Source organism: Chryseobacterium sp. C39-AII1, assembly GCF_039672645.1.
Lineage (GTDB): Bacteria > Bacteroidota > Bacteroidia > Flavobacteriales > Weeksellaceae > Chryseobacterium.
Genome location: NZ_JBDFPQ010000001.1, coordinates 502,705 through 523,567, shown reverse-complemented (window position 1 = coordinate 523,567; position 20,863 = coordinate 502,705). Strand labels below are relative to the sequence as shown.

Annotated in this window: 19 protein-coding genes; 11 read left to right on the top strand and 8 right to left on the bottom strand. The window is 34.5% G+C overall.

The genetic code is table 11. The features are described 5' to 3' along the window. Positions 1–15: 15 nt before the first annotated feature. From ABEG63_RS02130 to ABEG63_RS02115, 4 genes are all read right to left on the bottom strand, one after another. Positions 16–2,769: a TonB-dependent receptor gene (locus ABEG63_RS02130; protein ID WP_346582609.1), complete on the bottom strand. Its 2,754-nt coding sequence runs from the start codon at positions 2,767–2,769 to the stop codon at positions 16–18. 117 nt (positions 2,770–2,886) lie between these two features. Further along, positions 2,887–3,900, bottom strand: a complete 1,014-nt coding sequence (murB, locus tag ABEG63_RS02125) for a UDP-N-acetylmuramate dehydrogenase (protein WP_346582608.1) — start codon at positions 3,898–3,900, stop codon at positions 2,887–2,889. Positions 3,901–3,905: 5 nt separating this feature from the next. Further along, positions 3,906–4,388, bottom strand: coding sequence for a hypothetical protein (locus tag ABEG63_RS02120; RefSeq protein ID WP_346582606.1), 483 nt, complete (start codon positions 4,386–4,388; stop codon positions 3,906–3,908). 12 nt (positions 4,389–4,400) lie between these two features. Continuing rightward, positions 4,401–5,606: a pyridoxal phosphate-dependent aminotransferase gene (locus ABEG63_RS02115; RefSeq protein ID WP_346582604.1), complete on the bottom strand. Its 1,206-nt coding sequence runs from the start codon at positions 5,604–5,606 to the stop codon at positions 4,401–4,403. A gap of 271 nt (positions 5,607–5,877) precedes the next feature. On the opposite strand from ABEG63_RS02115, the gene ABEG63_RS02110 reads away from it, so the two are divergent. The 6 genes from ABEG63_RS02110 to ABEG63_RS02085 all read left to right on the top strand — a co-directional run bounded on the left by ABEG63_RS02110 (position 5,878) and on the right by ABEG63_RS02085 (position 11,916). Beyond that, complete coding sequence (locus tag ABEG63_RS02110) at positions 5,878–7,608, top strand: T9SS type A sorting domain-containing protein (RefSeq protein WP_346582603.1); 1,731 nt, start codon at positions 5,878–5,880, stop codon at positions 7,606–7,608. A 135-nt stretch (positions 7,609–7,743) separates the two neighbouring features. After that, entirely contained in the window at positions 7,744–8,199 is a 456-nt protein-coding gene (locus ABEG63_RS02105; RefSeq protein WP_346582601.1) for a DUF1801 domain-containing protein, read from the top strand. Further along, a complete protein-coding gene (locus tag ABEG63_RS02100; protein ID WP_346582600.1) occupies positions 8,177–8,824 on the top strand; it encodes a YiiX/YebB-like N1pC/P60 family cysteine hydrolase in 648 nt (215 codons plus the stop codon). Before ABEG63_RS02105 ends, ABEG63_RS02100 begins: the two co-directional genes overlap by 23 nt. A 162-nt stretch (positions 8,825–8,986) precedes the next feature. Then, positions 8,987–9,298 carry an NIL domain-containing protein gene (locus tag ABEG63_RS02095; protein ID WP_267401909.1) on the top strand — a complete coding sequence of 104 codons (312 nt, stop codon included), beginning with the start codon at positions 8,987–8,989 and terminating at the stop codon, positions 9,296–9,298. 110 nt (positions 9,299–9,408) lie between these two features. Beyond that, entirely contained in the window at positions 9,409–9,963 is a 555-nt protein-coding gene (locus ABEG63_RS02090; protein WP_267401910.1) for a LemA family protein, read from the top strand. Positions 9,964–9,966: 3 nt separating this feature from the next. Continuing rightward, complete coding sequence (locus ABEG63_RS02085; protein ID WP_346582598.1) at positions 9,967–11,916, top strand: DUF2207 domain-containing protein; 1,950 nt, start codon at positions 9,967–9,969, stop codon at positions 11,914–11,916. A 234-nt stretch (positions 11,917–12,150) separates the two neighbouring features. Here ABEG63_RS02085 and murA read toward each other — a convergent pair whose 3' ends face one another. After that, a complete protein-coding gene (gene murA / locus ABEG63_RS02080; RefSeq protein ID WP_346582596.1) occupies positions 12,151–13,458 on the bottom strand; it encodes a UDP-N-acetylglucosamine 1-carboxyvinyltransferase in 1,308 nt (435 codons plus the stop codon). Then, the gene (locus tag ABEG63_RS02075) at positions 13,459–14,133 is read right to left on the bottom strand and encodes a DUF4290 domain-containing protein (RefSeq protein WP_267401913.1); all 675 of its coding nucleotides are present in this window, start codon (positions 14,131–14,133) and stop codon (positions 13,459–13,461) included. A 189-nt stretch (positions 14,134–14,322) separates the two neighbouring features. Here ABEG63_RS02075 and ABEG63_RS02070 point away from each other — a divergent pair, with 189 nt between their 5' ends. Continuing rightward, positions 14,323–15,759 (top strand): alpha-amylase, encoded by a 1,437-nt coding sequence (locus tag ABEG63_RS02070; protein ID WP_312388875.1) that lies wholly within the window; start codon positions 14,323–14,325, stop codon positions 15,757–15,759. Between the two features lie 93 nt (positions 15,760–15,852). Here ABEG63_RS02070 and ABEG63_RS02065 read toward each other — a convergent pair whose 3' ends face one another. Further along, complete coding sequence (locus ABEG63_RS02065; RefSeq protein WP_346582593.1) at positions 15,853–16,275, bottom strand: VanZ family protein; 423 nt, start codon at positions 16,273–16,275, stop codon at positions 15,853–15,855. A gap of 55 nt (positions 16,276–16,330) precedes the next feature. On the opposite strand from ABEG63_RS02065, the gene lnt reads away from it, so the two are divergent. Continuing rightward, on the top strand, positions 16,331–17,965 hold the full coding sequence (gene lnt, locus ABEG63_RS02060; RefSeq protein ID WP_346582592.1) for an apolipoprotein N-acyltransferase: 1,635 nt from the start codon (positions 16,331–16,333) through the stop codon (positions 17,963–17,965). Between the two features lie 274 nt (positions 17,966–18,239). Here lnt and ABEG63_RS02055 read toward each other — a convergent pair whose 3' ends face one another. Continuing rightward, a complete protein-coding gene (locus ABEG63_RS02055) occupies positions 18,240–19,955 on the bottom strand; it encodes a T9SS type A sorting domain-containing protein (protein WP_346582589.1) in 1,716 nt (571 codons plus the stop codon). 241 nt (positions 19,956–20,196) lie between these two features. Here ABEG63_RS02055 and rpmB point away from each other — a divergent pair, with 241 nt between their 5' ends. The 3 genes from rpmB to ABEG63_RS02040 are packed head-to-tail and all read left to right on the top strand — an operon-like array spanning position 20,197 to position 20,799. Next, positions 20,197–20,439 carry a 50S ribosomal protein L28 gene (rpmB, locus tag ABEG63_RS02050; protein ID WP_002976757.1) on the top strand — a complete coding sequence of 81 codons (243 nt, stop codon included), beginning with the start codon at positions 20,197–20,199 and terminating at the stop codon, positions 20,437–20,439. Positions 20,440–20,442: 3 nt separating this feature from the next. Further along, a complete protein-coding gene (gene rpmG, locus ABEG63_RS02045; protein ID WP_027373683.1) occupies positions 20,443–20,625 on the top strand; it encodes a 50S ribosomal protein L33 in 183 nt (60 codons plus the stop codon). 21 nt (positions 20,626–20,646) lie between these two features. Next, a complete protein-coding gene (locus ABEG63_RS02040) occupies positions 20,647–20,799 on the top strand; it encodes a DUF4295 domain-containing protein (RefSeq protein ID WP_065399141.1) in 153 nt (50 codons plus the stop codon). Positions 20,800–20,863 lie beyond the last annotated feature (64 nt).

Below are 20,863 nucleotides of genomic sequence, written 5' to 3'. Positions count from 1 at the left end.
TATTGTTATATATTATTAAAAATTGTAGTTTAATTCCATTCCGAAGTATGGCGTATTCGCTCTTCTTCTGTAAACCTTTACATTATTGAAAGTATACGGAGCGCTATAATTGAAAAGTCTGTTGACAAACAAAGAGGTTTTCAATGCTTTATAAATACTTTTGGTTACTTTGATGTTTCCTGTCAACGTGAAAGTATACAAAGTAGGAAGGTTATCTGACGTAGAAACGTTTCTTACCAACCATTGCTTGTAAAGATCGGTTCTATCGGCATCGGTGAAAGGATGAACCACACCATCTATTCCGTAATATGAAATAGGCTCGGCAATTCGCTGATCGTTTTTTCGGTGATCAAACAAACTTCCCTGCACAGAGGCGGAAACAATTAAATCAAGACTAGGAATGTAAGTGTCAATCAAAAAGTTGTAATTCATATTAGAATTCACATACCCATAATCGTTTTGATATATTCCGTAATAAGGATATGGATCTGTTCCTATGGAAACCGTTGGTTTATAGATTATAGGAATTGTATTTCTTAATTGGGTTTTAAAATAGGCTCCGGTAAGCGTAAATCTTGTATTAATCGCTTTAATCCTCGGAGATGTATAACCAAATTCAATCCCTTGTTTTAATGTCGCGCTACCATTTTCAGTTGTTTCATAAATTGCGAAATTATTTTTCATGGTGTAAGGTACATTCGTTAAATCCGGCCCGTTGGCTGTCCATTCATTAATATCAACCTGCGTAGCATCATATTGCTTATACGTATGTACAACAGAATTCTTCATTACACGAAAACCATTCGTCATATCTTCTTTAAAATAAGTGATGAAGAAATCATGATTTCTGTAACTTAAATCTAATCGGATTTCTTTTTTAACACTTTTTGCGGCCTCAATATCTTTATTTTCTCTTGGTTGAACGTAAGTCATAAAGTTTACATAACGATATTGTGCATCATTATGATAATAATTCAGCTGGGTGTAATCCCAATAATCTTGGTTGGGATAAAGCATCAATAAAGTCGGCTGCTTGTAAAACAAACCATATCCTAATGTGACATCCGTTTTTAAAGGAAAATTATTAATCATTAAATGAGGCAAACTATATTGTAAATTCAACCTTGGCTCGGTAAAAACCTTCTTGCTGATGGCGTAAGAATTATCGATTCCCAAGTTATGCGAAAGCCTTACCCCTGCATATAAAGTAAACTTATGCTGGTTAATCGCGTAGCTCATTTGATCTCCTGCAAAAGCTGCTAATAAATTGGAAGCAGGAATATCGTTAAAAGATCTAGGTCGTGTTAAAACATTACTTGCAGAAGGCGGAGTAAGCATATCATACACCAATCCCGCTCCGTTATTTTTAGAATATCTCCAATCTATTCCGGCTTCATAATTGTGGATAATTCCTCCTGTTTTTTTAATTCCGTTGAGCTGGAAAAGAGCATTAATATCTAAAGGTTTTCCTTGCGTAGAAAAATCTGTAATGTATCGTAGCTGAGGAAAAAAACCTACATTTTCACCTTGTTCGTAAGCTAAAGAAAAAGAACGCGGGCCAGATAATTGAACAAGTTTTCTTTGTTCAATTTTTTCAAATCCGGCACGAATAGACGTGTTTAGAGTAACTTTATTAAAAAATGAAGTTTTGTCTAAATGATAAATAAAGTTATTTGCAAAACTTATCTTTTTATTGTTCGATTCGTAGGTGTCAATATTGGCAGTTCCGTTGTCTGGATCTTCCTTCTTTTTATCGATATTGGTCGAAAAATCAATATTTGATCTCCATTCTAATGTTTTTCCCAAAAGGGTTGAAATCTTCTTAGAACGAAGAGAAGCTGTAATACGTTGATAATTTTCAAAATCATCGGTTGGTGTTGCTTTTGAATCTAAAAAATCTACACTGGCACTTAATTGCCATTTATTGTTGATTTTAAAACCTTTCCCAACATAATATTGTTTACTGAAACCATCCGCTTTGAATCTTGCCTGAAGAGGTGTCTGCCCAATTTTACGTTCGATCTTAATTAATCCTGAAGTTAAATCTCCGTAAGAAGCTGATGGGATACCTCGAATAATCTCTACCTTTTCAATATCATTTGTAGAAATCGTTCGCATATCAACTCCGGAATAAGCAGTTTCTCTAGATCTTGGAGAATAGCCAAATTGACTATTATCTATCGACATCTGCATATCAGCATTAGAATTAATGATATTGTCATCAACCATAAACTGTACGCCGAGTGAAGAAGTTTTATATTCGTTAGCCACTAAATCATTCGGGTTTTCACGAAGAAAAACTCTGTTTGTAGAATTTAAAACAGGCGCTTTTGATAATCCTCCAGGAATAAGTTCCATTAAGTCTGAAAAACTTGAAGGCTGCAAATGCTGCATGGCCTGTCTGTCGATCACCGATTTTGTGGTTAAACCTTTTCCTTCTTTTGAAAAAATTACCACTTCTTCCAATTTATCAATCGGCTGCAGACGGAATGTAAAAACCTGCTGATTTGTGGAGTTAAAATTGATCTCTCTTTCCTGATAATTCGTATGAATTATTTTGATACGGTGTTTTCCCGAAGGCAGAGAAATGGTAATATTACCATTATTATCAGTCGTTAAAGTAGAGTTATCTATAGTTACAGTAGCACCTTGAAGCGCTTTATTGTTTTCGTCCTGAACAGTAATGTTCAGTTGCGATCTGTCTTCCTGAGCGTAAGCAAGTTGAGTTCCTCCCAACAATAAAACAGCAACTGATAAGTGTTTGATCATTCTTCTTTGTTCTAAATAAAAGCACTGCAAAAGTATAATTTTATTTAGAATAAATCAAAATAGTTGATAAAAATCAGAAAATACTGTGTGAAAAATTTACATAATATCTCTTAAAAATTATATAATATTCACCTCTCTTTCCAGCTCTATACCGTACTTTTCTTTTACCGAATCAATGATTTCAGTTGAAAAATCGAAAATTTCTTTTCCGGTGGCATTTCCGGTGGCATTGATGATAACCAAAGCCTGTAATTTATGAGAAGCTACGTTTCTAATTTGCTTGCCTTTCCAACCCGATTGCTCGATGAGCCAGCCAGCAGGAACTTTTACGAAATCTCCATTCGGATAACCTTGAATGGTTGGGAATTTTTCTCGTAATTCTTCAAATTGACTTAAAGGAATTGTTGGATTTTTAAAGAAACTTCCTGCATTTCCAATTTCTCTTGGATCCGGAAGTTTGCTTTGTCTGATATTAATCACTGCTTTCGAAACATCCTGAATCGTCGGATTTTCAATTCCTAAATTTTCCAATTCAGATTTTATGGCACCATATTCGGTTTTGATATGATGATGTTCGGTGGTTAATTTAAAAGTAACTTCCAAAATCACATATCGCCCTTTTCCTTCTTGTTTGAAAATAGAATCTCTATATCCGAATTTACATTCTTCAAGATTAAAATTTTTAACTTCAAAATTTTCCAGATCTAAGACTTTGCAGCTAACAAAAACGTCTTTAATTTCCGTTCCGTAAGCGCCAATATTTTGCATTGGCGAAGTCCCTACATTTCCGGGAATTAGAGAAAGGTTTTCCAATCCGCCGTAGTTTTTACTTAAACAGAATAGAACAAATTCATGCCAGTTTTCACCTGCTTTTGCAGTCAGCCAAACTTTATTTTCACCGATAAATTCTTCTGTAATGCCTTTTAAATTTAATTTAATGGCAAGTCCGTCAAAATTTTGAGTTAACAAAATATTACTTCCGCCGCCTAAAAATAGAAGAGGAAGATTTTGAGTTTTAGAGAAGTTAATTGCTTCTTTCAACTCATCTATATTTTGAACTTCGATGAAATATTTTGCATACGCTTCCACACCAAAAGTGTTGAAAGGCTGAAGTGAAAAATTTTCTTGCATTGTTGTTATTTGTATTCTTTTGGAAGAATTTTATCTAATTGAGATTTAAATTTTTCAAATTGCTTGTAATGAATGCTGTCATTATAAGAATTTACATACACATGGGATTTTTTGGAAGTTTTAATCTGGAAAGTTTCATCCATTCCATCTTGTGCCTGTATACTTTCAGAACTTTTTATTTTGTCTAAAGTAGCGGTGTCAAAAGATGAGGTTAAGTTTTTCCAGTCTTCATTGTTGATATTTGAAGCCCATTGTTGATGTTTTTGTGTGGCTGTGCTACCTTGTTCTAATTTAATTGAATCTTTTGTAATTTTTACGGTTTTGTAATTTCCGCCTTTTCCGCCAACTTTTGAAAAACCTATAAAAGTAATTTCATTGGAAACGCCTGCTTTTACAGGGATCTCTTTCTTTTTCTCGCAGGAAAAAAATATCAGCAATAAAAATGTCGGAAAAAGATTTTTCAAACTGAGATTTTTTATTGCTGACATGTATATTTTAAATTAAAGGTTGAATTCTAATTTATATTGCTTTAAAGCATCTTTCAAAATCGCAACGCTTCTTCTTAAATCTTCTTCTTTAAGAACATATGCAATTCTTACTTGTTTTTTACCTAATTCAGGATCGCTGTAAAATCCTCCTGCAGGGGCAACCATAATGGTTTCATTATTATTGGTATAGCTTTCCAACAACCATTGTGCAAATTTTTCAGTATCATCTACCGGAAGTTCGGCAACACAATAGAAAGCGCCTTTTGGTTTAGGGCAAATAACGCCTGGAATGGCATTTAATTCATCCACCAAAACATTTCTTCTATGTGTATATTCTTCTCTTACGGCTCTGATGTAAGCTCCGTCATTCTGGTGAGCTGCCGTTGCTGCAATTTGTCCTAAAAGTACCGGACTTAATCTTGCCTGAGCAAAAAGCATTGCCGCATCGTGGATTTTTTTAGAACGAGTGATTAAACATCCGATTCTTACGCCACACATAGAGTAACGTTTTGATTCTGAATCGATAATGATGCAATTTTCGCTTAGTTCAGGAAACGCAAGCATAGAGATCTGCTGTTTCCCATCATATACATATTCTCTGTACACTTCATCAGAAATAACTACGATATCATATTTTAAAGCAATTCCTGTTAATTTCTGAAGCTCTTCACGTGTGTAAAGATATCCTGTTGGGTTTCCTGGATTACAAATTACAATTGCTCTTGTTTTTGCAGTAATTTTTTTCTCAAATTCTTCAATCGGAGGAAGTGCAAAACCTGTTTCAATAGTAGAAGGTACTGCTACTACATTTACATTGAAAGTACTTGTAAATCCGTTATAATTTGCGTAATAAGGCTCAGGAATAATTACTTCATCACCATCATCACATAAAGTAGAAATGGCGAAGTTCAACGCTTCAGAACCACCATTGGTTACGATGAAATTATCAGGTGTAAGATCTGTAAAATCTAATGAATGATAATATTCTGTAAGTGCTTTTCTGTATTCTATATTTCCCTCTGAAAGAGCGTATTCCAATACTTTTAAATCAATATTTTTTAAAGCATTAAGTGCCGTTTCCGGAGTTTCAATATCTGGTTGCCCGATATTAAGGTGATATACTTTCATTCCTTTTTGCTTTGCTTTGATAGCGAAAGGAACCAGTTTTCTTACCGGCGATGGCGGCATGTGTTGTGCTCTGTTTGAAATATTCGGCATTGTTCAAAAATTTGTATGACAAAAATAAGATTTAATTTCTCAATAAGAAAATATTAGACCAGATGTGTAAAATTGATGATATGATTGGTGAAATATTTATTTTGGCTTTAATTTTTATTAATTAACGTTAATTGATACCATTTTACCATTCGTTAATTTTTTAATTTTTAATGTAAAATTTGAATCATTTTTAATTTTGTTTATTGAATTTTTATTAAAACAATTTTTGTATTGTTTTTTTACTAAATTTACATCAATAATATTAGGTAATATGAAATTAAATCTATTTTTTGGAGTTGCTAATATTGCGGCTCTTTTTTGTGCATCAATTCTTTCGGCACAAAACTTTCAAACCATGCCTGTACAATCTGGTTATACTGCGGATGTAATTGCAAACGGATTAGGCTCATCATCCATTAGTACATCTACGGATGTTGACGGGGTTTCTTTTGCTTTTGTAGCGAGAGGTTTTCAAGCTACGGCAACTAATACGCCTATTACGTATGGTATTCCTTCAGACGGTATCATTAATTCTGTTGTAGCAAGTACACCGGGTTTAAGTTTTCAGATGGGAGATCTGAGTGCGAATAATTCATTAAGATTATCTACCATAGGACAATCAGGAACATTGAATTTTACAACGCCAAAGCCTGCTTTTAAGCTATATATGCTTTCCACAAGCGGTAGTGGGGCATCAAATGTGGATATTGTGGTTAATTTTACAGATGGAACTTCACAAACATTTTCTAACCAAGTAGTATCTGATTGGTATTATGGTGCCAACTTTGCGATTCAGGGAATTGGAAGAATTAATAGAGGGAACGATGTGTTGGAATCCAGCACAACCGAGCCTAGGTTATATCAGGCTGTATTAAATATTGATGCTGCAAATCAAACAAAACCTATTCAAAATGTTACCATTACTAAAGTTGGGACTGGAACAGGAATTTCAAACATTTTTGCTTTCTCAGCCGATGTATATTCAGATTGCGTAGCACCTACGTTACAACCTGTAGCTTCTATTACCTCTAGTTCTGCTCAGGTTTCGTGGACGGCTAATTCAGCAACAGCAGTAAGTTATGATATTTATTACAGTACAACCAATACGGCTCCGGCAATGGGCGCAGCAGCTACTATTTCAGGAGTTGTGGGTACTTCAAGAGTTTTAGATAATTTAAATGCTAATACAAACTACTATTATTGGGTAAGAAGTAACTGCAGCCCGGGAACAAGCCAAAGTTCATGGTCTTTCTCGGGAACTTTTAAAACTGCATGCGGAGCTATAGCTACATTATTTGAAAATTTTGATTCTTATGGTACAGGTTCAATAGTACCGACTTGTTGGAATAGAATAGCAGGAACGGGATCTCAGACAATTACATCTTCAACGCCTGCATCGGGGACAAGAAATATATTTCAGAGCACCAGTGCAAGTGCAACTCCTACCTATGCTGTACTTCCTGAATTTAGCAATATTAGCTCAGGTGGAAATCAGTTAAGGTTTAAAGCAAGAGTAAGCAGCGGAGCTCCGGGATCACTTATTGTAGGATATGTAACAAATGCTACAGATGCTAGTACATTCGTTGCCTTGCAAACTTTATCTATTGCTAATACATCTTATGCGTCCAATTCAGAATATACAGTGCAAGTTCCTTCATCTGTTCCTTTTGGTGCAAGATTGGCCATCAGAAGTGCCAACGATGGTAAATCTTATTATTGGGATGATATTTATTGGGAAGCTTCTCAGCTGGCAACGTCTGAAGTGAATGCGAATAAGAAAAATTTGGCAATTCACCCGAATCCATTCAAAGATGTGTTGTACATTTCTGAAATTGATAAAGTGACTTCAGTTACCATTAATGATGTAACAGGAAGAACGGTAAGAACAATTGATAATCCTTCAAAAGAAATTGATTTAAGATTCTTAAATTCAGGATTGTATTTAGTAACCTTGAAATTCAAAGACGGATCTCAATTGACGACAAAAGCAATTAAACAATAATTTTTAGTTTTATATAAACTTCTATCAGAACAGTTACATGCAATTTGTAACTGTTTTTTTTTATTTAAATTGAATATTTTGAATCATTATTAATGATAAATTTTGTTATTTTGAAAAGTTTAAAATTCATTTAAAATGCAAATTCCGGCAACATCAGTAGAAGATTATATTTCCAAGATTCCTGAGGAAAGACAGGAAGTTTTTGGGAAATTTTTCAACACGATTAATGATAATTTACCGAAAGGTTTTCAGGAAAATATCAGCTATGGGATGATTGGCTGGGCGGTTCCTTTAGAAGTTTACCCAGCAGGTTATCATTGTACGCCGGGTTCACCGCTTCCTTTTATGGCGCTGGCTTCTCAGAAAAATTTTATTGCGTTTTATCACATGGGAATGTATGCAAAACCTGATCTGCTAGATTGGTTTGTTGCTGAATTCCCCAAATATTCCAAAAGAAAATTAGATATGGGGAAATCTTGTATTCGATTTAAAAAATTGGATGATATTCCTTTTGAATTAATTGCGGAAGTGTGTAAAAGAATGACTATTGAAGATTGGATTAAATGTTATGAAAGTACTATTAAAAAGTAAAATATTTCTGATTTTATCAATTATCTCTTGCTTTTTTCTTTTCGGATGTAAAGCAAATGTATATTCAGATTTGAAAAACGGAGATTTATTATTTGTCACCGCCAAAGAAAGTGGACTTTCAGGAGCAATTAATAATGTAACCCAAAAGCAGAAAAATGTTTCCTTTGATCATGTCGGAATTTTAGAAAAAAATAAAGAAGGTATTTTCGTTCTTCATGCGGCTCCAAAAGGAGGTTCTCAAAAACAAAACTTGCTGGATTTTCTGAAAGATCAAGCCAATGACGGACAACGAGTAGTTATTTATCGTTTGAAACCGGAATATCAAAAGACAATTCCTCAAGCGATTCAAAAAGCGGAAACAATGTTGGGGAAACCTTACAATTTCAATTACATTTTGGATGAAAATTCCTATTACTGCTCAGATTATATTGAAAGGGCTTTTCGGCAAGATCATATTTTTAAATTGGAACCAATGACGTTCGTTGATCCAAAAACCGGAAAAACAAACGAATTTTGGGAGGAATTTTACCACAATAAAAATCTTAAAGTACCTGAAGGTGAGTTAGGTTGCAATCCAAATGGTTTGGCAGCTTCGGATAAATTAAATAGAATAAAAGAGTTATAAAAACGAAGAGAGGTTGATAAACTTCTCTTTTTTTATGTTAAAATTAAAAATTATTAGTCTACTAATTTGGTGGACTAATAATTTTTTATATTTTTGTCAAAGATTTAAGAGACTTAGTAATACTTAAATCAACGATGTTTAACCAAAAAATAATGTTTAGTTATGATTACACCTAATCCAAACCTGCAGTATTTACAAACGAAAGTAAACCTGCCGAAAAAAGAATTGATCTTGGAAATAGAGTTGAATGGGAAGATGAAATTCGAACATTTGATGAATACTATTTACAATAAATTCGGGATATGTCACAGAGTGTTGTCGGCTAATGTGGAATATGTAAACGGAAATAGTTTTGGTTCGGTACAGTTATATATTAATGTAAACTCAGATGATTTTCAAAAATTAGAATATTATCTGGAAAACAATAAACTTTTGAGTACTACGGTAGAATATCTCTGTAGAAAATACTCTTAAGCGAGATTCATATAGTTTTAATTACGAAAAGGATGTTCATTTTGAGCATCCTTTTGTTTGTGTTATAGAAAAAAGACTTATTTTTAAGTAACATTAAAAAATTTAAAACTATGATGATTTTAATTATTGTAATCGCTTTGGTTGTCATTTTTCTTCTTTACGGAGTTTCGGTGTACAACAAATTGGTAAGACTCAGAAACCTTGTTCAGGAAGGCTGGAGCAGTATTGATGTGATGTTGAAAAAACGTCATGACCTTATTCCAAACTTGGTAGAAACGGTAAAAGGGTATGCTACTCACGAAAAAGAAACGTTGGAAAATGTGACTAGAGCAAGAAATCTGGCGTTAGGAGCAAATTCTGTAGAAGCAAAAGAAGCGGCAGAAAAAAATCTGAATCAGGCGATGATGAATTTATTCGCGGTTGCCGAGCAATATCCTGATTTGAAAGCAAATACTAATTTCCAGCAATTACAGGCCGAACTTACTTCCATCGAAAACGATATTGAAAAATCAAGAAGATATTATAACGGAACCGTTCGTGAAAACAATACAGCGGTTGAATCTTTCCCAAGCAATATTATCGCCAATATGTATAAGTTTGAAAAATCTCCTTTCTTCGAACTTCAAAATGTTGCTGAAAGAGAAGTTCCAACGGTAAAATTTTAGGCAATGAAGAAATTTTTATTGCTTTTTTACCTCTTATTTTTTGCATTTACCTTTGCTCAGCAGCATATTGAAGATGATCTAAATTCTTCTGAAGCGGTAAGTGTGGATTATGAAAAGGAAAGAATAACTTCGTTTCATTCTGATATTGATGTTAATAAAAATTCAGGGCTTACAATTACTGAAAAAATTAATGTTTACAGTACCGGAAATGAAATTAAAAGAGGTATTTTCCGCACATTGCCTTTAAGCAGAAATCTGAATAATAAGAAGCAAAAAGTTACCTACGATATTATTTCTATCACAAAAAATGGTGAAACAGAAAATTATCATACAGAAACCAATGGTGATAATCTTGAAATATATGTTGGAAATAAAGATGTGATTCTTGAGGTTGGAAACTACGTTTATGAAATAAAGTATGAAACGAAAAACCAGATCGGCTTTTTTAATAACTATGATGAACTCTATTGGAATGTTAACGGAAATGCCTGGAATTTTGATGTTGATACTATTTCAGCAAAAGTAAATCTTCCGGCGGGCGCCAATATTTTGCAAAATTCTTGTTATACAGGAAGTTCGGGAAGTAATTCTCAAAATTGTAATGCGAAAGTTTTATCGGATACTTCCATAGAATGGGGTGCTTCAAAGTTATATCCTTCGGAAGGACTGACTATTGCTGTCGGATTCAAAAAAGGAATAATGGTTCCGCCGCCACCACCCGGATTTTTAGAACAGTACGGGCTTTTATCGGTTTTTGTGATTTTATTATTTGGATTTTTTGCTTATTTTTTCAGAACATGGCAAAAATATGGCGTAGATCCAGCGACACCTACGATTTATCCTCAGTTTAATGCTCCGGATAATCTTTCTCCGGGTTCCATGGGATATATTCAGCATGAAAGTTTCAGAAATAATTTCTTAACCGCGGCTTTGGTAAATCTTGCCGTAAAAGGATATATTAAAATTATCGAAAGCGAAAATTCGGGGATTTTAGGAATTTTCAGCAGTAAAGTTTTTACGATTCAAAAGTTAAAAGAACCCGATCAAAGTTTGCCGGTGGAAGAAATTGGTTTGATGAACAGTTTGTTTATCAATGCTCAGAATTCTATAAAGTTTGATGGAAAATATAATTCTAAAGTAGAAAATGCGGTGAACAGTTTTCGCTCGTCTCTATCTTTCCAGCACGATAAACTTTTGAATGACGGAAACAACAGAAAAAAATTACTATTACCATTTTTTCTGATCTCAATTATTTACGTTGTAGGATTATTTGTAAGTCTCTCAATATCTTCTGATCCTATGTTTCTGGTAGCGGGAGGAGTATTTTATGTGGTTTTACTCATCGCATTTATCATCTTCACCTTTATTGTCAGAAAAATGTTTTGGTGGGTATTTGCTCCTTTACCAATTTTTACCATCATCGGATTGGGAGGTTTTTCTGCCGTAAACTATGGAAATTACGAGAATAATAATTTTATTTTCTGTTATGTTTTTCTTGCGATTGCATTTATGTCTTTAATTATTTTTCAATATTTGGTTAAAAGGCCAAGCGAAGAAAAGTTGAGAAAAAAATCTCTGATTGACGGATTTAAAATGTATATGGGTGCTGCCGAAAATGAACAGTTGAAATTTCACAATCCTCCTCAAATTACACCACAGGTTTTTGAAACCTTATTGCCTTACGCCATGATTTTGGGGGTTGATGATATTTGGGGAAAAAAATTTGAACAGATCATGAGCAGAATGTCTACAGACTACAATAATACATGGTATGCTGGTTCTACGTTGAATCAATATGCTTTTGCCAGTGCATTGAATTCAAGCCTTACAAGCTCTATTCAGTCTACTTCTACGCAACCATCATCTTCAAATTCCAGTAGCAGCAGCTCTGGTTCAGGAGGTGGCGGATTCTCCGGCGGAGGTGGCGGAGGCGGTGGAGGCGGTGGCTGGTAAGCCTTTGAATGTAAAAAGTGAAAAGGAAAAAGAGCCAAGTGATAAATAGCGTCCAAATCAAGCTCCATCAACCAATTTGTTGATCTCTCCTCTTTGCTCTTTTTAATAATATCGGTATTTAAATTAAGCTTTGCATTAATAAAAGTAAAAAAGCGTTCAAAATTAATTGAACGCTTTTTCTATTTTGAGATTTAGATAAAACTAATTTCTAGCTTCTACTATCTAATTTCTTTATTAAATTCTTTCAATATCAGCACCAATAGCTTTCAGTCTGCCATCAATATTCTCATATCCTCTGTCGATTTGTTCGATATTGTGGATGATCGATTTTCCTTCTGCAGAAAGCGCCGCGATAAGAAGTGCGTTACCTGCTCTGATATCCGGAGAAACCATCGTTGTTCCTCTTAAAGGAGTTTCCTGATTTAATCCGATTACCGTTGCTCTGTGCGGATCACAAAGGATGATTTGCGCTCCCATGTCGATCAATTTATCCACAAAGAATAATCTAGATTCAAACATTTTCTGGTGAATCAAAAGACTTCCTTTCGCCTGAGTTGCCACCACCAAAATGATTGATAATAAATCAGGAGTGAATCCTGGCCAAGGCGCATCAGAGATTGTTAAGATCGAACCGTCAATAAATTTCTGGATCGTATAATTTTCCTGAGCCGGAATAAAAATATCATCATTGCTTTGTTCAAGCTGAATTCCTAATTTTCTGAATGTATTGGGAATTACGCCAAGTTGGTTCCAGTTTACATTTTTAATGGTAATTTCAGATTTTGTCATGGCTGCAAGACCAATCCAAGACCCGATTTCTACCATGTCAGGAAGCATTGTGTGTTCAGTTCCGTGAAGATATTCAACTCCTTCAATCGTTAATAAATTAGAACCGATTCCTGAAATATTGGCTCCCATTCTGTTCAACATCTTACAAAGTTGCTGAAGGTAAGGCTCGCAAGCGGCGTTGTAAATTCTTGTTTTTCCTTTTGCTAAAACTGCGGCCATTACAATGTTTGCAGTTCCTGTTACAGAAGCTTCTTCCAAAAGGATAAATTTACCGTTAAGTTCTTTAGCCTTTAATGAATAAAAGAATTCCTGCTCGTCATAATGAAATTCTGCACCAAGTTCCACAAGTCCTTGAAAGTGAGTATCTAATCTTCTTCTTCCGATTTTGTCACCACCCGGAGTCGGCATGTATGCTTCACCATATCTTGCCAACATAGGTCCCATCAACATAATTGAACCTCTTAGCTTTGCTCCGTCTTTTTTGAACTCGCTGGATTTTATATAATCAAAATTAACTTTATCAGCCTGGAAAGTATAATCTCCTTGTCCGTTTTTAGTCACTTTTACCCCGAAGTCACCCAAAATTTCAATCAGTCTGTTCACATCATGAATATCCGGAATATTTTTAATTCTAACTTCTTGGTCAGTTAATAAAACCGCACAAAGAATTTGAAGAGCTTCATTTTTGGCCCCTTGTGGAGTGATTTCACCATGCAATCTTTTTCCTCCTCTTATCTGAAATGTACCACTCATTTACTTTCTGTTTTTATGATTATTGTTGTTATTGTTATGCCTTCTCTGCTTGTTATTATTGTTATTTTGGTTTCGGTTGTTGTTATTTCGGTTGTTGTTATTATTATTCCTGTTATTGTTGCTTGTGTAGTAAATTTTACTCTTTTCAAGCGTGTCAATTCCGGTAAGATCCAACCTGTTTTCCGAAAGCTCTTTCAAATGACGGAAAATCACATCATCCGTTACGTGTTCTTTATTATATACGTTGTAAGATTTCTTCATATTGTTGGCAATTACCTCTATCAGGGCTTCTTTTTCGTCACCTTGTTCTAGTTCAATTGCTTTTTCTATGAGTTGAAGAATACTTTTTCCGTAAAATTTAAAATCTCCCTGAAGTTTAGGATATTCCATTGTTTTTGGTCTCTCTGCCAGTTGCTCTCTGGTAGGGAAAGGATAAGGCGAATCTACATCCAAATCATAATCCGCTAAAATGAATAAATGATCCCAAAGTTTATGTTTATAATTTTCTTCATCACGAAGCTGAGGGTTTCTCTGACCCATAAAATCAATGATTGCCGCTGCCATTTCGTTTCTTTCATCTCTGTCAGAAGTTTCTTTGCAACGTTCAACCAACTGTTGTATAATTCTACCGTATTCCGGTATATGAAGCTGGGTTTTTTGGGTATTGTATTCCATAGTCTGCAAATATATGCAATAATGGAAAAATTGTACCGAAAATCTTTAAAGTTTATATTTTTTTAATGAAAATTTAAATTATGATTCCACAGTGTTTTTTGATTAAACTTAAAATTAAATCACAAAATATAGAATTTATATCAATAAAATTGTAATTTAGGTAATAGGTTAATAATTAAAACTTTTTATATGAAAAAAACACATTTCCTACTTTCCTTACTGGCTTTAGGCTTGGTAACCTCTTGTCAGAATAATGATGAATTAACAAATGAAACGTCACAAAATACTGAGGTGCATGACAAAATTGTGAATGTCACAAAACATGATGGTCGACCTTTCAGCACCGGAACCAATTCTTCAATTAACGGAAAATTTGTAGCAGGTCCCGGCGGAAGTGTTTTGATGCAAGGGTTCTATTGGGATGTTCCTGATGGTGGAAATTGGTGGAATACTGTAAAAGGAAAAGTAACCGCTTGGTCTAATGCAGGAATTGGAGCGATTTGGTTGCCTCCCGCTTCAAAAGCACAAAACGGAGCATATTCTATGGGATATGATCCTACCGATTACTATGATTTTGGAAATTATAATCAGAATGGAAGCGTAGAAACACGTTTTGGTTCACGAACTGAATTAGAAGGATTAATTACTCAGGCACACGCCGAAAATATGCAGGTGTACGCCGATATTGTGATTAATCATAACAGCGGCGGGCAATCGGAAGCGAATCCTTACACTGGAACAAATACCTGGACGAACTTTTCTGGTGTGGCTTCAGGAAAATTTCCAAGAAATTATAATGATTTTTACAAAAATGCTTACGGAAATAATGATGAAGGGGCTTTTGGAGGTTTCCCGGATCTTTGTCATGCGAACCCTTATGTTCAGGACTGGCTTTGGGGAAGAGATGATTCTGTCGCGAAATATTATAAAAATGTGATGAAATTCGACGGTTGGCGATTCGATTATGTAAAAGGTTTCGGACCTTGGGTAGTCAATGCATGGAACTCCAGTGTTGGAGGATTTTCTGTGGGGGAACTTTGGGATTCCAATGTCAATACGTTAGAATGGTGGGCAAATAATGCGAACAGTTCTGTTTTCGATTTTGCAGCCTATTATAAGATGGATGAAGCGTTTGATAATGGCAATTTAAATGTGTTGAATGACGATATGATGTGGAAAAGAAATCCGTACAAGGCGGTAACTTTTGTAGCTAATCACGATACGGATATCATTTATAATAAACAGCTTGCCTATGCTTATATTTTAACACATGAAGGTTATCCAACGATTTTTTACCGTGATTATGAAGAATGGCTGAATAAAGATAAATTGAATAATTTGATCTGGATTCACAACAATAAAGCCACCGGAAACACATCAATTCTGTATACAGATAATGATGAATATATTGCCCGAAGAAACGGCTACAATGGAAATCCGGGATTGGTGGTTTACATTAATAATTCATCAAGCTGGCAGGAAAGATGGGTAGATACCAACTGGAGTAATCAGCAGATTAAAGATTTTACAGGAAATTCTACGTGGTATCCAACGACCGCGGCAGATAAGCGTGTGAAAATTCAATGTCCACCGAATTCCTATACAGTTTGGTCTTTGAATCAATAATTTTAAAATATACTTAAATAAAAAAGACTGTTTCAAATTTGAAGCAGTCTTTAGGTTTTATAAGTGAAGCTTCAAATTTGTCTATCTAAAAAATTAAACAACCCACTTATCAAAGCTTTTTTCTAATATCTTTTTTATCAAAAAACCTAAAAACACCCCAAAACTATTCAGAATAATATCGTCTAATTCAAAAATTCCCATTCTTGTAAAATACTGAAGAGTTTCTGCAATCGTAATTGCGGAAACAAAATTGAAGAGTAAAATTTTCAAATGATTCAATTTTGGAAAAACCCAGCCTAAAAATCCGAAAGGAATAAACATCAGGATATTTCCTAGAACAATCGTAATAATGGTTTGCAGGCGAAAGGTGTTCTCAATAAACATCAAGGTGGAGAAAAATGGTTTTATCCTAATCACATTTTCATCAAACTGCGTTCTGCCAAATCCTAAAAACATAAGATAAAGCAAAAACAAAGTGTAAGGGAGAATTAAAATTTTATAAATTTTCTTTAACATCAATTGCAAATTTATTCATTTCAAAAACATTAAATTTGTGTGTTAAATTAATTTAATGAAGTACGTTTTACTTACGCTTATTTCGGCGATGTTATTATCCGTTTCGTGGCCCACTTACGGAGTTCCGTTTTTTATATTTTTTGCGCTCGTTCCACTTTTGATGATGGAACATGGCGTTTCAAAATTTTCAAATTACAGCAGAAAGAGCTGGGTAGTTTTCGGACTTTCCTATCTATGTTTTGTTATTTGGAATGTGGTTACCACAGGCTGGTTGTACGGTTCTAAAAATCCGGATGGAAGTCATTCTTTAATGGCTGTTTTATTTCCTGTTTTGGTAAATTCTTTCTTGTATTCTTTGGTTTTTCAATGTTATCATTGGTATAAAAATGCTCAGGGAACCTATTGGGGATTAGGATTTTTCATTGCCATTTGGATGAGTTTTGAGAAATTTCACTTGAATTGGGAACTTACATGGCCTTGGCTTAATTTAGGAAACGTATTTTCAGAATATCCAAAATTTGTGCAATGGTATGATACATTGGGAGCAACAGGCGGAAGTTTCTGGATCCTGTTAATCAATGTTTTGGTATTTTATACGATCAGAACTTGGGAAGCGGGAAGAAAAAGAAAAGATTTAATTAAAAATTCTTCCATTTTAGTTGGATTAATCGCCATTCCGATGATTATTTCGATTATTAAATACAATAGTTTTAACGAAAAACCAATCGGACAAGTCAATGTATTGATGCTCCAACCCGATCTTAATCCTTATGGTGAAAAATATTCTAAAGACAGTTTATCAATTTTAAATGATCTTTTAACGCTTGCCGATAAAAATGCTAAAGGAAAAATCGATTATTTTATTGCTCCGGAAACAGCAATTCCGGGAAGAGGATCGATTTCTGAAACGGCTTTTGAAAAGAGTTTACTTTTAAATAATATCAAAGGTTTTCTTGCAAAACATCCGGGTGCTGTTTTTGAAACCGGAATTTCTTCACACAAATTTTATTTAAGTAAAGACAATTTACCTTTAGAAGCATATCAACTCAATCAAGGGCTTTGGGTTGAAAGTTTTAACTCGGCAGTTCAGGTTATGCCTAATCATAATGTGGAAGTTTATCACAAAGGAAAACTAGTTCCCGGCGTTGAAATTTTCCCTTACATGAATGTTTTAAAGCCTCTTTTAGGAGATGCGATGCTTAATTTGGGCGGAACGGTAGCTTCTTTGGGAACTGATAAAGAGCGAGTAGCTTTTTCCAATCCGTACAACAAAGGAAAATATGCACCAATCATTTGTTATGAAAGTATTTATGGAGAATTTACCACAGATTATGTAAAAAAAGGAGCCAACTTCTTAGGAATTATGACCAACGACTCTTGGTGGGGCGTTACAGAAGGACACAAACAGCTTTTATCGTATGCAAAATTAAGAGCCATCGAAACCCGAAGAGAAATTGCCCGTGCTGCCAACAGCGGAATTTCAGCGCATATTAATGCCAAAGGAGAAATTGTGGAAGATACTTTTTATGGCGATCAAACGGCATTATTTGCAAAAGTAAATCTGTATGAAGGCATGACTTTTTATGCAAGAGCCGGAGATTTATTATCTCGATTTTCTATGTTTGCTTTAGGATTTTTACTGTTTTATTATTTAATTAAAAGATTTCAAAACAGAAAACAAGCTATATAATTTTCTGTTGGAAAACACAAAGTCACAAAGTTTTATAAAAAAATACAGTTTTTAAGGCTCAAGAAAATCAAAGATTTTCAGAATAAACAGCAGAATTTTATCGTAGATAAAATCTTTGCGCCTTAAAATATATTTCATTTTATACTTCGTGTCTTTGCGATTACCAACAATGGAATTTCAAATAAAAAAGGTGACTTAAAAGCCACCCACAAAACCAAATATAAAAGGAAAAGCCAGCTGGACGTCTGGCTTTTCTCATTGGAAGAATGCTCAATTATTTAACGATAAGTTTTTTGGTGATTGTTTGTTCTTTTATTTTCAGTTGTAAGATATACGCGCCTTTTGGCAAGTGAGATACATTGATTGACTGATCATTATTTAACGTTACATTCAATTTTCTTCCATCGATTGAATACATTTCAACAGCAGATACTTTTTCTCCTTTGATGAATACTTTTTCCGTTGCCGGATTTGGATAAATTGAAATTTCTTTATCTAAATTAGCAATATTCTGAACCGCTAAAACATTCTCCACAGACGCTTCTGAATATGTTTTTGAAGCATCAATAGATTTCACACTCCAAAACACATTCTGAATCGAAGGATCTAAATCTAAAAACCATGATGGCGTTGTCACGACATACTTAGCGATATCCTGAGCGCCCGGCGTTGATCCTACTTTTATTTCGTAACGCAACGCATTCAGCGGTGTTTTATCATCCGAAGCACCACTCCATGAGAAATTTACACGGTTTCCGGTTCTAGTAAAGTTCAGGTTTGTAGGAGGCAAAGGTTTAAGATTGATTCCTGTAGAACCAGCCTTAAATAATTTTGTTAATGAAGGTAATCCCGGAGTTGCCCAATCAAATCCGGAAAGTAAAACATCGAGCTGATGGTCATTGTTTATGTCAAGTAAATTCACAAAACCCGGACCTCCTAAAAAATTCAAACCTGTAGGTGTAATCTCTGTAAAAGAGCTATCTGTAGTATTATATGTAAATATTTTCACAACGCCTTCTGTGTCTTCATCGTTTCCTGAAACAATGAAATCGTAATAGCCGTCGTTATTTAAATCTCCTGTAACCACGGATGTTTCAGACATCTCGCCTGTCGGAATTTGTTGAAGCGTTAATTGCCCCGTTCCATCATTCATCAAAACACCCAAATACCCTGAATAATTTTCGTCCTGCGCAGAAACCACGATATCCTGAAAGCCATCGCCGTTGAAATCAGCAAAATCTAATTTTCCGCTTGACATTGCGGGGAAGCTTTGAGATTCTACCAACGTACCATTTTGATTTAAATAAGATTTAAAAAGTGGCACATAGTTCGTATCGAGCCCCATCACAATCATATCTAAAAGGTTATCATTATTAAGATCTACCATTTTAAAGCTTGAATTCTGCGTTCCCTGCATCCAACCGTTAGTAACCTGAAAGCCGTTTCCGGTATTCTGATATAAGTCTAAATCGTGCACAAACCCTACCCCATCAATGTATTGAGTTCCGTTCAGTGCATAATCCAATTTTCCATCATGATTAAAATCGAAAACTTCTAGTGAACCATATATTTTTCCGGGAAGATCGGCTTCTTTCACAAAACCCGTTCCTGTATTTCTGAATCGATAATGTTCGTAATTCACAATATCATTGTAGCTTAATCCTGTAGAAATAATATCCATTAAACCATCATTGTTAAAATCGACAAATTTAATGTCGCCTAAATGCGTTGCATCTACTCCCAAATCTGCATAAGGCACCAATGTAGTACCATTGCTTTTATATATCTCATTAAACGAAGTATCTACCTGACCGTCGCCGTTAGCGTCTATTGCTCCGTTGATCACAACATCGGTAAAACCGTCGCCATCCATATCTCCTACATCGGCCGCACCATAGTAAATATCCTTCATCGCAGTCGGAACTTCTGTGAAAGTTTGCGCCATAAATCCTACCGGTAACATATTTAATAGAATAAAAATCCTCTTCATGTTATTTTTATTTAGATTAATTAAAAACAAAGATATGGGATTAATTTTCCGAATTAAAAGAAAGGGTACATGAAATTTATCATTCATCAGGGTTGGGGGCGATAGGATATATTTTATGATCAAAAATCAAGATTATTAATCAAGAAGTTATTTGGAAATATTTTCTAAAAGATTTGTCTATCTAAAAAATTCTTCGTTATTTTGCAACCTCAAATATTATACAAATAAAGAACATCGAGATATGTCAAGAATTTGCCAAATAACAGGAAAGCGTGCAATGGTTGGTAACAACGTTTCTCACGCTAATAACAAAACGAAGCGTCGTTTTGAAATTAACTTATTGGAGAAGAAATTTTACCTTCCAGAGCAAGATAAGCACGTCACACTGAAAGTATCAGCTCATGGATTGAGAGTGATTAACAAGATTGGAATCGAGGAAGCTATTGAAAGAGCTACTAGAAACGGATTGATTAAAAAGAACTAAATCATGGCAAAAAAAGGAAATAGAGTTCAAGTAATCCTTGAATGTACAGAGCACAAAGAGAGTGGTATGCCAGGAATGTCTAGATACATTTCTACTAAAAATAAAAAGAACACTACAGAAAGATTGGAATTGAAAAAATACAATCCGGTTCTTAAAAGATCTACCCTTCACAAAGAAATCAAGTAATTTATTAAATTATAATTTACCATGGCAAAGAAAGTAGTAGCAACCCTACAAAGCGGACAGTCAAAAAAAATGACTAAAGTTGTGAAAATGGTGAAGTCTTCTAAATCAGGAGCTTACGTTTTCGAAGAAAAAGTAATGAATGCAGACGAAGTTGACGGATTTTTGAAAAAATAATCCTCACTTTATTTACAATATAAAAAAACTACTCATCTTTTGGGTAGTTTTTTTGTTATCTTTG

Coding starts and splice junctions, on each gene's coding strand:
- ABEG63_RS02130 (WP_346582609.1), bottom strand. CDS start 2,769: ATGATCAAACACTTATCAGTTGCTGTTTTATTGTTGGGAGGAACTCAA.
- murB (WP_346582608.1), bottom strand. CDS start 3,900: ATGCAAGAAAATTTTTCACTTCAGCCTTTCAACACTTTTGGTGTGGAA.
- ABEG63_RS02120 (WP_346582606.1), bottom strand. CDS start 4,388: ATGTCAGCAATAAAAAATCTCAGTTTGAAAAATCTTTTTCCGACATTT.
- ABEG63_RS02115 (WP_346582604.1), bottom strand. CDS start 5,606: ATGCCGAATATTTCAAACAGAGCACAACACATGCCGCCATCGCCGGTA.
- ABEG63_RS02110 (WP_346582603.1), top strand. CDS start 5,878: ATGAAATTAAATCTATTTTTTGGAGTTGCTAATATTGCGGCTCTTTTT.
- ABEG63_RS02105 (WP_346582601.1), top strand. CDS start 7,744: ATGCAAATTCCGGCAACATCAGTAGAAGATTATATTTCCAAGATTCCT.
- ABEG63_RS02100 (WP_346582600.1), top strand. CDS start 8,177: ATGAAAGTACTATTAAAAAGTAAAATATTTCTGATTTTATCAATTATC.
- ABEG63_RS02095 (WP_267401909.1), top strand. CDS start 8,987: ATGATTACACCTAATCCAAACCTGCAGTATTTACAAACGAAAGTAAAC.
- ABEG63_RS02090 (WP_267401910.1), top strand. CDS start 9,409: ATGATGATTTTAATTATTGTAATCGCTTTGGTTGTCATTTTTCTTCTT.
- ABEG63_RS02085 (WP_346582598.1), top strand. CDS start 9,967: ATGAAGAAATTTTTATTGCTTTTTTACCTCTTATTTTTTGCATTTACC.
- murA (WP_346582596.1), bottom strand. CDS start 13,458: ATGAGTGGTACATTTCAGATAAGAGGAGGAAAAAGATTGCATGGTGAA.
- ABEG63_RS02075 (WP_267401913.1), bottom strand. CDS start 14,133: ATGGAATACAATACCCAAAAAACCCAGCTTCATATACCGGAATACGGT.
- ABEG63_RS02070 (WP_312388875.1), top strand. CDS start 14,323: ATGAAAAAAACACATTTCCTACTTTCCTTACTGGCTTTAGGCTTGGTA.
- ABEG63_RS02065 (WP_346582593.1), bottom strand. CDS start 16,275: ATGTTAAAGAAAATTTATAAAATTTTAATTCTCCCTTACACTTTGTTT.
- lnt (WP_346582592.1), top strand. CDS start 16,331: ATGAAGTACGTTTTACTTACGCTTATTTCGGCGATGTTATTATCCGTT.
- ABEG63_RS02055 (WP_346582589.1), bottom strand. CDS start 19,955: ATGAAGAGGATTTTTATTCTATTAAATATGTTACCGGTAGGATTTATG.
- rpmB (WP_002976757.1), top strand. CDS start 20,197: ATGTCAAGAATTTGCCAAATAACAGGAAAGCGTGCAATGGTTGGTAAC.
- rpmG (WP_027373683.1), top strand. CDS start 20,443: ATGGCAAAAAAAGGAAATAGAGTTCAAGTAATCCTTGAATGTACAGAG.
- ABEG63_RS02040 (WP_065399141.1), top strand. CDS start 20,647: ATGGCAAAGAAAGTAGTAGCAACCCTACAAAGCGGACAGTCAAAAAAA.